This window comes from Marinomonas lutimaris, assembly GCF_019426345.1.
Taxonomy (GTDB): domain Bacteria; phylum Pseudomonadota; class Gammaproteobacteria; order Pseudomonadales; family Marinomonadaceae; genus Marinomonas; species Marinomonas lutimaris.
Map to the genome: position 1 here is coordinate 16394 of NZ_JAHLLW010000031.1, position 12198 is coordinate 28591.

A 12198-nucleotide genomic window follows, 5' to 3' on the forward strand; every position below is an offset into this window, starting at 1 on the left:
TTATGAATATTGCAATCATACCGGCAAGATCTGGCTCTAAAGGATTCAAAGATAAAAATATCGCTAAAATAAATGGCAAAACCTTAATTGAGTATGCTGTATGTAGTGCTTTGTCGGCAGCGAAAATAGATAGGGTTTTTATTTCAACTGACTCACCTTTTTATGAAAAAATTGCATTAAATGCTGGTGCTGAAAGTCTTGGGCTGAGACCTCTATCATTGTCTGGAGATAATGCAAAATCAGTAGATGTAGTGGTTAACCTTTTTGAAAATCCAGAGTTTTGTAATGTAGAGTGTATTGTTTTATTGCAACCTACATCTCCATTACGAACTGGATTAGATATAGATAAATGTTTAACTATTGCAGAAAAGACTGGGGAGTCAGTTGTTTCTGTTGCTTTAATTGATGAACCTCATCCTTTTAAACTAAAAAAAATAGTGGATGGCAGCTTACAACCATTTATAGCTGGCACTACTTCTGAAATTAATCGTCAAAATTTGCAAGATGTATTTGTTTTAACTGGTGGAATATACGTTACAAAAAAAAGTCACTTGATTGAAAAAAACTCTTTTTTTTCTGAAAATACACAGCCATTTATTATGGAGCGTTTTGTTAATATTGATTCAGAAGAAGATTTTCAGTTTTTAAGTTTTTTAGTTGAAAAAAGTAAGGTGAGGTTACCGCTGTGATAATAATAGACTTTCTATTTTTGGTAGAACATGAAGATCGTGAAATGTCTACTGTTAAGAGACTTAAAGATGAATTGGAAAAAATAGGATGTACTTGTGTTATTTTATCTACTGAGTTTCATGCCCATTTATTCAATCGTTTCAAAGTGAAAAATATAGTCTTTCCTTATGCTATTGATGATTCTACTTGGCCAATAAGGGCCTTTAAAATAGAAGCTTTTAAATATAGTAATTTTATTACTTTGAACTGGGAGCAACTGCTAAGTAAAGCTAATCAGGATTTTAAAAAACCAAAGTCTTCTTTCATTCAAAATCATTTTTATCATTTAGCTTGGGATGAAAGTTTTAAAAAGTTTCTAGAAAATAACAATGTGAAGGCTGAGCATATTAAGGTCATAGGTAATCCTTTACATGATTTACTCCTTGAAGATCTAAATAACACATCTGTATATGAAGAAAAGCTACGTACAGAATTTAAATTGAAGAAAAACTCAGATGTTTATTTTTTTCCGATGAATTATGGTTGGGCATTTTTTAGTGATAATAAAATTAAAGCTAAAATAAAAATGGGCTATCAACCAGATATTGCATATGAATATAGAGAATACTCTCAGCGATGCTTGAACTCATTTTTATACTTTATTACAGACCTTTGTAATGAAAATAGCCAAAATACTTTTGTAGTTAGGCCACATCCCTCTATCTCTATAGAACAGTACATAGAGAGGTTTAAAAACCAAGGGTTAAAACTGCCAGATAACTTGTTACTTACAAAAAAATATACAATCAAAGAGTGGATTGCAATTTCGAAAGTGATTGGTAGTTCATGGAGTACATCTGTATGGGATGCTCAAAAAATTGGAAAAATAGGGTTTCTATACACTCCTTTTAAAAGACCTGAGTGGCTTGAAACTTTTTGGAATCCATTAGTAATTAATATAAGTGAGTCTAATGAATTTGAAAAGGTACTAAATAGTCAAAATAATGAAGTTTCTGGTGTAGGAGAAGTAGTACAATCTATTTCTTCTTGGTTGTTTGATATTCACTCAGGGCACTCAAAGGAGAAAATTATTAAATCAGGTGTCTCTTTTGAGGCTATGAATTATAGCTATAGAATAAGAGCTCAGCTAAGGGTATTTAGCATGGAAAAATTAAAAGGTATGGGGGTTGGGAAAGGGTTGCAAAGAGACTATTTTTTGCCTATTAAGTAATATGGGAAAACGAGAATACTATTTTAATTGGCTGGCACTATGATCAAAAGAGCGCTCTTTATAGAGCATCACTATCAAAAGATATTTATTTGTTTTATTTTCTTTTTAATTGTTTTTAGAGGTAGTCTTGCAATCGTTATTGGAAGCTCTCTAATTGTTAATGGCTTGTTCTTGGTTGGGGTTATTTCATCTTTTTGTTTGTTTATTGTTAGAATGTTTTTTTCTGGATTATATAGAGAGCTGTTTTTTATATATCTATTCGTATTCTGGTGTTTTTTTCTTGTATGTATATATGGTCTGACTGCAACAGTAGGAGATTATTTTGTCGCCATAATTGGATTTATTAATCTTTGCGGTTTGCTCTTGTTTTACTCGTTAGTTTATTTATGCTCAAGAAAAAGATTTGCTTTGTTTTTATTTATAAAAAAAACCATTCTATTTGTTGCTATCATTAATGCTGTTGGTGCTATTTTTCAATATTATATCTCTGTTGATTTGTTCGGACTTATTTCCAATGCGGTTTATGCTGATAGTGAAAAACTTAGTAACGTGAATGTTACTAAGAGAGCTGTGTCATTTATTTCTTCTCCACAATCTTTATCCTTGTTTCTTGCTTTCGCTTTTGTTTTGGTACCAAGTGTGACTGATAAAAAAAATATACAATGGGTAATATATTTACTGTTGTTCTTTTCTGGCCTTTTGACTGTGAGTAAGGCTTTTGTTGTTTTCTTGATTGTTTATTTATTACTTTGTAACTTTAAATTGAAAAGGTTTGGGTACTTTAGTGCACTGATTGTTTTTCTTACTTTAGTCTTTTCTTTTTTTTCCCATGAAGGCCAATTTAGTAGAGTTTTACAGTTGATTTATTTGATTGAAAATTATGAGCAGTATTCTGCTTATATTATATGGAAAGAATCTATTTTTTATGTTGATGACGCCCTAAGTTTTTTTGTCGGTAAAGGATTAGGTGTTTTCTCCAGAGGTGGACAAGAATTTTCAAATTATGATATTTTACATGGATCTACAGAAAGCTTTTTTATTCAACTGTTTGTTGAAACAGGTGTAATAGGTTTTCTGATTTTTGTGTCCTTAGTTATCTTTTCATATTTTAAACTAGCATCTATTGATAAAAATTTAGCTTATGGATTAGCCGCTATTTGTGTTATTGGTTTGTTTTCTCCTGCCCCATATGGTTTTGTATGTGGTATGTTGATGTATTTTTGTCTGGCTTCCGGTGTTTTTTTGAATTTGAATGTTAGGGAATGATTTCTCATATTTTTAGTTGTTTTTAATATGGTCGCTGTTTTAAGTGATAGAAGGTTTTTATGAGTGTGAAAATTTCAATACTAATGTCTGTTTATATCAATGATAGTGTACCTTTTTTTAAAGAAGCTCTTGATAGTCTATTAATTCAACATGAGTATATCAGTCAAATCGTTTTGGTTTGTGACGGTGTTGTGTCACCAGAACATGAGTTTGTTATAAAAGAATATGAGAAAATATTTTTTATACATGAGATAGATTTTAAGAACCCTAGGTTAAGTTTCAATCAAGGTCTTGGGGTTGCATTGAATTACGGTACGCTATTTTGTGATTTTGATTATATTGTAAGAATGGATAGTGACGATATCTGTGCTGAAAATCGTTTAAAGAAACTGCATCTTCTTGTAGATGAAAATCCTGAAATAGATGTTATTGGATCGCAAATAGAAGAGTTCAAACGAACTCCGGGCGATTTAGGTGTCAAAAGAATAGTACCAAAAGATAGGAGTAATATATTTAAATATTCTAAGTTGCGGAACCCCATGAATCATGTAACAGCATGTATTAAGTTATCGTCCTTAAAAAAAGTTGGAGGCTATGAAAATGTTCTTTGGCATGAAGATTATTTTTTATGGGTAAAAATGCTTCAATCTGGGATGAAGTTTATGAATGTAGATGATGTTCATGTGCATGTAAGGGTAAATCAAATAGGAGAACGTCGAGGGGGAATTAGATACCTGAAAAGTGAGCTTGCTTTTTTAAAACGAGTTGTAAATATTAAATATTTCTCAATATTTGAGGCTATAAGATATATGTTGCCTCGATTAGTAGTAAGGCTATTGCCTAATAAATTAACAACTCATATATACAAAATTTTAAGAAGGACGAATTGATTTTTTCAAATTTAAAAGTTGCTGTAACTGGTGGGAATGGCTTTATAGGTAGTGTTTTAATATCCAACCTAAAAAATGATTATGATATCACCTCTATTTCACGACAAGTATTAAATGGCGAAGAGGTGTGCGATATTGACTGTTTTATTCATTTAGCGGGTCTTGCACATACTGAAAATGCTGGTTTAAAAGATTATATAGAAAGTGACCTTATATTAGCTGATTGTGTTTCCAGTATGTGTATAGAATTAGGGATAAAACGTTTTATTTACATTAGCACTGTACAGGTTTTAGGGTTAGCTACATCAGAAACTGAATTCTTAACACCGTTTTCTGAAGAGAAACCATCTACTGTTCAGGCTCAGGCAAAGTTAATGGTTGAAAAAAAACTAGAGAGTTCTTTTAGAGGTACACAAACGGAGCTTGTTATTATTAGGGCTCCTTTAGTTTATGGTGAAGGGGTAAAAGCCAATTTTGCCTCTTTAATGAAACTGGTTGGTAAAGGTTTTCCTTTGCCGTTTCGAGCGATTAAGCAGAATAAACGTAGCTTGGTATCTGTGTATAATTTGGTGGATTTGATTAAGGTCTGTATTGATCATCCTAAGGCGGCGAATCAAGTTTTTTTAGTGTCCGATGACGATGATATGTCGACCGCTCGTATGGTCGCTTTGATGGCTAAAGCTCAAGGCAAAGCAAATCTGTCGCTTCCTGTGCCTGTGTGGTGTTTTAAATTAGCGGGTAAACTGTTCAAAAAAGAGGCCGTGGTCGATCGTTTGGTTGGGTCTTTGCAACTGGACATTGACCATACGAAAAATACGTTAGACTGGGCCCCGCCTTATTCTGTTGAGTATGGTTTTGCCTTAGCAGCGAAGAAAAAAGATTAAAAAATTGGATTGAATGAAATGATTAGGTTATTGGATTTGCTGTTTTCTTTGTTGGGCTTGGTGTGTGGCTCTCCTGTGTTGTTGGTGATTTATCTGATTGGCTTATTTGACACAGGTTCACCTATCTTTCGTCAAGAGCGCGTTGGGCATAATAAAAAACCGTTTGTGTTGGTGAAGTTCCGCACTATGTCGGTGGATACGGTGTCGGTGGCGAGTCATTTGGCCTCTACTAGTTCTATTACGCCTTTGGGTGGTTTTTTACGTAAGACCAAACTGGATGAATTGCCGCAGCTTTGGAATGTGTTGAAAGGCGAAATGAGTTTGGTTGGTCCTCGTCCAGGGTTGTTTAATCAAACAGAATTGACGCAAGCGCGTGATGTAAAAGGCGTGTTTGCCGTGCGACCTGGTATTACTGGGTTGGCGCAAATTTCGGATATTGATATGTCTACCCCTGAATTACTGGCGGAAACCGATGCTAAGATGATTCGAGATATGTCTTTGAAAACTTACTTCGTTTATATCATCAAGACAGTAACAGGTAGCGGTTCTGGGGATAGAGTTAAGAGGTAGTCATGATTTTCGCAAACCTTACATGCATATTGTTTGCAATATTGGTGTAGAATGTTTTTATGTGTTTGTAGTTAAGTTATGACCCCTCCCTAGCTCTCCCCTTGGAAGTGTAAGGGATGGGAATTCGCCGGATTATATCTTCGTTCCTCGATTCATCCGGCCTACGGGGTGTGTTTTTAAATGGATAGTTACATTACATGATGTTTAGTTTTAGTACATATAGGTGTACGTGATGATAAAAAAGTTTGATTTCCTTTGGTCTCTTCCTCGTTTTTATAAGCGCCTTATTAGTTTGGCGGTTGATTCTGTTTTTGTTTATCTTGCTTTTGTTTTTGCCTACTGGGCTCGTTTGGGTGAGTTTAGTGGATTTGAAGGTCATGCTATTTGGTTGGTTGTCGCTAGTACTATAGCGGTTACTCTGTTGGTGAATGTAAAGCTTGGTTTATATCGGGCGATTCTGCGTTATTTAACCTTTCATGCTTTTAGTGCAATTTTAGTCGGTGCCGCTATTTCTGCATTGAGCATTACGTCTTTGGCGTATTTCTTTGAGGCGAATATTCCACGTACTGTGCCGATTATTTATTTTCCTTTTTTGGTCATGATGTGTGGTGGTTCTCGGGTTTTGATTCGTGGTTTATTGACGCAGGCTCCACAAAAAGGCTCTGAATCTGTATTGGTTTTTGGTGCTGGGTCCACTGGTCGACAGCTGACTTTGGCGCTTCGTCAGGCATCCAGTTATCGTGTGAAGGGTTTTATCGATCGTGATGAGTCTTTGGCTAATACGATTATTCAGGGTGTGCCTGTTTATAATGTCGATAAAGTCAGTGTGTTAATAGAGAAATACAACATCGAAAAAGTGTTGTTGGCTATTCCTAAGGCAAGTCGTTCTGAACGTAAGCAAGTAATTGAGCAACTCATGCCTTTTCCAGTGGAGGTACTTACTGTACCGGACTTCAATGACATTGTGACTGGTAAAGCTAAGGTTAGCGAGTTACAGGATGTGGCTGTCGATGACTTGCTAGGTCGGGATGTGGTAGAACCTGTTGCTTCGTTAATGCAGGCCAACATCTCCGGTAAAGTGGTTATGGTGACTGGAGCGGGTGGTTCAATAGGTTCTGAGTTGTGTCGTCAGATTATAGCGCAGCAGCCTAGTACCTTGATTGTATTTGATGTGTCTGAATACGCCGTGTATCAGATTGATAAAGAGCTGACTGAGATTATTCAGCAGGAGTCTTTTAACGTTAAAATTGTTCCTCTGATTGGATCGGTACAGCGCATTAATCGATTGGCATCGACTATGAAAGCGTTTGGGGTTCATACGGTTTACCACGCGGCTGCTTACAAGCATGTGCCTTTGGTGGAATACAATGTGGTAGAAGGGGTACGTAACAATGCCTTTGGTACTTATTATTGTGCCAAAGCGGCGATTGAGAGTGGCGTAGAGTCTTTTGTACTAATTTCCACTGATAAAGCGGTGCGACCTACTAACGTCATGGGTGCAACCAAACGCATGGCAGAGTTAGGTTTGCAAGCCTTGGCTGAAGCGGAAGCAAACAAAGCCGCCAAGCAAGAAAAATTCACCCGTTTCTGTATGGTACGTTTTGGTAATGTGCTTGGTTCGTCTGGTTCTGTTATTCCTGTCTTTAAAAAACAAATTCTTGAAAACCAGCCTATTACGGTGACACACCCAGATATTATTCGTTACTTCATGACCATCCCTGAAGCGGCTCAGTTGGTTATTCAAGCCGGTGCTATGGGCAAGGGTGGGGATGTGTTTGTATTGGATATGGGGGAACCCGTTAAGATTGTTGATTTAGCGAAGAATTTGATTCGTTTGTCTGGTTTGGAAGTGAAGTCCCCTGAAAACCCGAATGGCGATATTGAAATTCAGTTTACCGGGTTGCGCCCTGGCGAGAAGCTTTTTGAAGAGTTGTTGATTGGCGATAATGTTCAAGAAACCCAGCATAAGCGCATTATGACCGCCAATGAGCGGTTTTTATCCTTGTGTGATTTTGAATCCACTATGGAGCAGCTAGATAAAGCCTGTCACGATTTTGATCATGAAACAGTGCGCGAGATATTGATTACTGCCCCAACCGATTTTTCGCCCACCGATGGTATTGGCGATTTGGTGTGGAATGCGAAACAAGCGTTAGATCAACAAAGCGAAGATTCAAATGTTGTGCCTATGAAAAAGCAAGTTTTGTAGTCTTGTAGGCCGGATGAGGGAGGTACGACCATTATCCGGCGTTGGGTTGTGTGATGATTGTGATGTCGGATAACGCCTCGTGGCTTGTTTCGTTCTTCATTGCCGCTATTGTTTTCAGATAAGCGCCTTGTGCCTCGGCTCATCTGATCTACGGGTGATAATGGTTGAATGGATTTTCATTTCTGATTTTTTAGGGGGAAGGATGTTTGTTTTGGTAACAGGTGGTGCGGGTTATATTGGTTCGCATACGTGTATTGAGTTGATTAAGGCGGGTTTTGAGCCGGTTATCATCGATAATTTGTTGAACAGTAAGTTGGTGGTGTTAGACCGTATTGAGGCTATCACGGGCAAGCGCCCTTTGTTTATGGAAGGGGATATTCTGGATTCGGTTTTTTTGGATCGTGTGTTTGCGCAGTATTCGTTTGCGGCGGTTATGCATTTTGCTGGGTTGAAGGCGGTGGGGGAGTCGGTGCAAAAACCGCTTTGGTATTACGAGAATAATGTCTCGGGTACGCTGAATTTGATTAAGGCGATGGAACGAGCAGGATTGCGAAATCTGATATTTAGTTCGTCTGCGACGGTTTATGGTTTGCCTAAGTCTGTGCCGATTCGTGAGGATTTTCCGACTTCTACGTCGAATCCTTATGGTGCCAGTAAGTTAATGGTAGAAGGTATTCTGACGGATGTGGCAAAGGCGAATGCCGCATGGAATATTGCGACCTTGCGTTATTTTAATCCGATTGGTGCTCATGAGTCGGGTTTGATTGGCGAAGACCCAAAAGGTATTCCGAATAATTTGATGCCATTTGTCAGTCAAGTGGCGGTGGGTAAGTTACCGTGTTTGAGTGTATTTGGTGATGATTACGATACGGTCGATGGCACTGGGGTTCGTGATTATATTCATGTGGTGGATTTGGCGCGTGGTCATGTGTGTGCATTAGAAAAAGTCTTGGCGAAGGCTGGGCATTTTGTAGTAAACCTAGGTACTGGTAACGGTTATTCTGTGTTGGAAATGGTTAACGCTTTTGAGGCTGTGTCTAATAAAAACGTTGCTTATAAAGTGGTCGAGCGTCGTCCTGGTGATATTGCGGAGTGTTATGCAGACCCTAGTTTGGCTAAGACGTTTTTGGGCTGGCAGGCGGAGTTTGATTTAGCACGTATGTGTGAAGATACGTGGCGTTGGCAGTCTAATAATCCGAATGGGTTTGATGAATAAAAGTCTGGTTATGCCGCGTGCGTCAGATCACGCCTCGTGCCTCGGCTCATCCTTCATTGCCGGATAACGGTCGTGCCTTCCTCATCCGGCCTACGGGTGGTTGGGGGAGTACCAGAGTAAGCCGGATAACGGTCGTGCCTCCGGCCTACGGGTGAGGTGAGTGTTTGTATTGCCAGAGTGTCGCGGGTGTTGGACAGTGGGCTATAGGGAAGTAACCGATATTGCTGCGGATGCGCTGCGTAACGCTGTGGTGCCAGTGGGGCGACAGTGTGTGGTTGGGTTGGTCGTTTTTCAGTACACAGCAGTGTCGTGGTGCGAGGGTTAGGTTTCGCCAAGTATTTAGACGACGTTGTTGGTAGTGTATTTTGCCTAGGTGCTTGGGTTCTATGGTGAGCAGTGGCTGCCAATGGGGCGGTTGTGTTTTGGCTAAGCGCGTTGCGTGATAGCAGTTTTGTTTGGTTTGTTGTTCTATCCAGTTTATTAGGACTCGCAAGGCGATGTCTCCTATGCCATCTTTGCGGTATCCGCCGCCAATGTCTGAATGTACTCCTGATAGCCATATTTCCAGTGCGCGTCCATCTTGGTTGATAAGAGTTGGGCGAAAGGCTATGCGTTGCTCGTCTAGTGCGACTAGGTGTAGTGCACGATGAACGCCTTCTGGTAGTGTGTTTCCATGTTCAAATACGACCTCTGTTTGTGGGCGTTTTGTTAAATCTAGGTTTGGCCAGCCAATAGAAGCTACGGTATCGATGACCGCTTCTATAATGATAGAGCGATCAATAAGCGGAGTAATCAGCGCGGCAAAGCGTCTGGCTAATGCGGCACCTCGACTGAAGCCAATTAAGACAATGTGGCGAATCGATTGATTATAATGGTTTTTAAAGTCGTTTATCGCACGATTTAAAATATTGGCTGCATGGCCAGATTCGATGGCAAAGGCCGCGTTTATTTTTTGCTCTAGCCAGCTGCCATAGGTTCCAATACCTGCGTAGTAGAAGCTGCGATATGGTAAACATGTGGGTGTGATGTCTACGTGGTTTTTAACGCGGCCGCCCAATAATAAATGGGATTTTAATACGTTGGTGATGCTTGAAATGCTGTGTTCTGGTGCGCAAGCATCATTTGGGCTATTGTCTGTGCCATCGAAATGAAAAAATAACATCGACATACATGTCTCCTTGTTGTGTTAAAAGCCATCTTCCTGATGGCTGGGGTTAGCATAACATGGTTTTTGTTCGATTTATTCTGGAGGGTGTATGCGATTGACTCGGCAAGAGGTTGGTGCGATTGAGACGGCGTTTGCATCTGTTTTTGATACTGGGGAAGTGTTTCTTTTCGGTAGTCGTGTTGATGATGCGAAAAAAGGTGGGGATATTGATTTGTATATACGGCCTTCTCAGTTGTTCGAGGATGTCTTTGCAAAGAAAATTGATTTTTTAGTGACGTTGAAACAGGTTATCGGTGAGCAAAAGGTTGATGTTTTGATTGAGCCTAGAGTGCCGGATAGTTTTCGACAAGAGGTGATACGTTCGGGGGTGTTGTTATGCAAGAGATGATGCGAGAGCGGCTTGAGCGCTTATTTACTGAATGTGATAAACATGTCTTACGCATGAATTCGGCAAAAGCCAAGTTAGCGGCGGTGTTGCCATTAACCTCGGTTGGTTACAGTGCGTTGACGGAAGATGAGATCGAGCATATTGATCAGTTTTTATTTCGTTTTGCCAAGTTGCAAGATGCGATTGGGCTGCGTTTGTTTAAATCCATTTTGCTCTTTTTACAGGAGGATGTGGAAGGTGTGCCCTTTGTGGATATTTTATCAAAGCTTGAGAAGCTACATTTGATCGAGTCATCGACACAATGGCAAATGCTGCGGGAAGTGCGTAATGAAATTGCTCATCAGTATGATGATGCGCCTGAGTTGGCGGCACAGGCGCTGAATGCAATTTTTGACTCAAAGACATTGCTTGAATCGGTTTATTTGGGCCTGAAAGAAGCCTATTTTAGTAGAAAATAGTTGGCGTTTGGTTGGTATTAGTGGTTTTGTGCCGGATTACATCTTCGTTCCTCGATTCATTCTTTATCGCCGGATAACGCCTCGTGCCTCGTCTCATCCGGCCTACGGGTGGTTGATGTCGGGTTGCGGGGGGGGGGGGTAAGTTATGGTTTTGTAGGCCGGATGAGGGAGGTACGACCGTTATCCGGCGTTGGATTGTGATGCCGAATTGCTGAGTGTTTTGTTTTTTTATATTAAATAAGGTTTTTTTATGAGTGTTGATATTCGTTGGTTGCAGCGTTTCGAACATTTTACATTTGCGCATAATCAACTTGCTGATGCTTTAAATTTAATNATTGTGATGCCGAATTGCTGAGTGTTTTGTTTTTTTATATTAAATAAGGTTTTTTTATGAGTGTTGATATTCGTTGGTTGCAGCGTTTCGAACATTTTACATTTGCGCATAATCAACTTGCTGATGCTTTAAATTTAATGGCTGAGCGACCACTCAGCAATCTTGAAAAGCAGGGGACTATTCAAGCGTTTGAGTTTACGTATGAATTGGCGTGGAATGTATTAAGAGATTATTTGGTGTGGCAGGGTATTGAGTCACTTTCAGGGTCACGAGACGCGATTCGTGAGGCGTTTAAGCGTGATCTTATCGTGGACGGTGGGGCTTGGCTGTCGATGTTGCAAGACCGAAATCGTACAGTTCATACTTATAATGAAGAAACTGCTAATCAGATACTCGCGCAGTTACGGCTTGTTTATGCTGGTTTATTTATTGAGTTTCGGTGCAAATTCCAGCAGTTAGCTGATGACGCGCGTTATTCAATGGAAAATGATGATGTGTGAGGGAATAGGCCTTAGCCGTAGTGAATGTGAACGTATTCATAGCGTTTTTCAGTTATACCCTGAGATTAAGACTGTGGTTTTGTATGGTTCTAGAGCGAAAGGTAACTTTCGTCCTAGCTCTGACATTGATTTAACGATTGTGGGCGATTTGGACTGGTCTACTTTCACAGAGGTTGAAAATGCCTTGGATGATTTGCTGTTGCCTTACAAAATTGATATGTCGATTTTTAACCATCTAGAAAACAGCAATTTGGTTGAGCATATTGAGCGTGTTGGGCAGGTTTTTTATAGTAAGAAGTAACCGCTTTGCGCGTCACGGTTTTTTGTAAGTAAGCGCCTCGTGTCTCGGCTCATCAGGCTTACGGGTTGGTGTATAAGTTATGGTTTTGTAGGCCGGATGAGGGAGGTACGACCG

At 39.5% G+C, this 12198-nt stretch carries 13 protein-coding genes; 12 read left to right on the forward strand and 1 reads right to left on the reverse strand.

Translation table 11 applies throughout. The annotated features are described in order from the left end of the window. The first annotated feature begins 2 nt into the window (after positions 1-2). The 8 genes from KPL72_RS20155 (at position 3) to galE (ending at position 8935) form a co-directional block, all read left to right on the forward strand. A complete protein-coding gene (locus KPL72_RS20155) occupies positions 3-689 on the forward strand; it encodes an acylneuraminate cytidylyltransferase family protein (protein ID WP_219704236.1) in 687 nt (228 codons plus the stop codon). A gap of 44 nt (positions 690-733) precedes the next feature. Further along, a complete protein-coding gene (locus tag KPL72_RS20160) occupies positions 734-1900 on the forward strand; it encodes a glycosyltransferase family protein (protein ID WP_219704237.1) in 1167 nt (388 codons plus the stop codon). A gap of 39 nt (positions 1901-1939) precedes the next feature. Then, positions 1940-3166 (forward strand): hypothetical protein, encoded by a 1227-nt coding sequence (locus KPL72_RS20165; RefSeq protein ID WP_219704238.1) that lies wholly within the window; start codon positions 1940-1942, stop codon positions 3164-3166. 59 nt (positions 3167-3225) lie between these two features. Continuing rightward, positions 3226-4056 (forward strand): glycosyltransferase, encoded by an 831-nt coding sequence (locus KPL72_RS20170; RefSeq protein ID WP_219704239.1) that lies wholly within the window; start codon positions 3226-3228, stop codon positions 4054-4056. Then, positions 4053-4940, forward strand: coding sequence for an NAD-dependent epimerase/dehydratase family protein (locus KPL72_RS20175; RefSeq protein WP_249422370.1), 888 nt, complete (start codon positions 4053-4055; stop codon positions 4938-4940). Before KPL72_RS20170 ends, KPL72_RS20175 begins: the two co-directional genes overlap by 4 nt. Positions 4941-4958: 18 nt before the next feature. Continuing rightward, the gene (locus KPL72_RS20180; protein ID WP_219704240.1) at positions 4959-5510 is read left to right on the forward strand and encodes a sugar transferase; all 552 of its coding nucleotides are present in this window, start codon (positions 4959-4961) and stop codon (positions 5508-5510) included. Positions 5511-5742: 232 nt separating this feature from the next. Then, the gene (locus tag KPL72_RS20185) at positions 5743-7719 is read left to right on the forward strand and encodes a polysaccharide biosynthesis protein (protein ID WP_219704241.1); all 1977 of its coding nucleotides are present in this window, start codon (positions 5743-5745) and stop codon (positions 7717-7719) included. Between the two features lie 202 nt (positions 7720-7921). Beyond that, positions 7922-8935: a UDP-glucose 4-epimerase GalE gene (gene galE, locus KPL72_RS20190; protein WP_219704242.1), complete on the forward strand. Its 1014-nt coding sequence runs from the start codon at positions 7922-7924 to the stop codon at positions 8933-8935. A 145-nt stretch (positions 8936-9080) separates the two neighbouring features. On the opposite strand, the gene KPL72_RS20195 is transcribed toward galE, so the two are convergent. After that, positions 9081-10103: a T6SS phospholipase effector Tle1-like catalytic domain-containing protein gene (locus KPL72_RS20195; protein WP_219704243.1), complete on the reverse strand. Its 1023-nt coding sequence runs from the start codon at positions 10101-10103 to the stop codon at positions 9081-9083. An 88-nt stretch (positions 10104-10191) separates the two neighbouring features. Here KPL72_RS20195 and KPL72_RS20200 point away from each other — a divergent pair, with 88 nt between their 5' ends. The 4 genes from KPL72_RS20200 to KPL72_RS20215 all read left to right on the forward strand — a co-directional run bounded on the left by KPL72_RS20200 (position 10192) and on the right by KPL72_RS20215 (position 12084). Further along, positions 10192-10491 carry a nucleotidyltransferase domain-containing protein gene (locus tag KPL72_RS20200; protein ID WP_219704244.1) on the forward strand — a complete coding sequence of 100 codons (300 nt, stop codon included), beginning with the start codon at positions 10192-10194 and terminating at the stop codon, positions 10489-10491. After that, positions 10479-10949 (forward strand): hypothetical protein, encoded by a 471-nt coding sequence (locus tag KPL72_RS20205; protein ID WP_219704245.1) that lies wholly within the window; start codon positions 10479-10481, stop codon positions 10947-10949. The genes KPL72_RS20200 and KPL72_RS20205 overlap by 13 nt, the downstream gene beginning before the upstream one ends. 390 nt (positions 10950-11339) lie before the next feature. Next, positions 11340-11783, forward strand: a complete 444-nt coding sequence (locus tag KPL72_RS20210) for a nucleotidyltransferase substrate binding protein (protein WP_219704246.1) — start codon at positions 11340-11342, stop codon at positions 11781-11783. Beyond that, on the forward strand, positions 11776-12084 hold the full coding sequence (locus tag KPL72_RS20215) for a nucleotidyltransferase domain-containing protein (RefSeq protein ID WP_249422371.1): 309 nt from the start codon (positions 11776-11778) through the stop codon (positions 12082-12084). Before KPL72_RS20210 ends, KPL72_RS20215 begins: the two co-directional genes overlap by 8 nt. Positions 12085-12198: the final 114 nt, after the last annotated feature.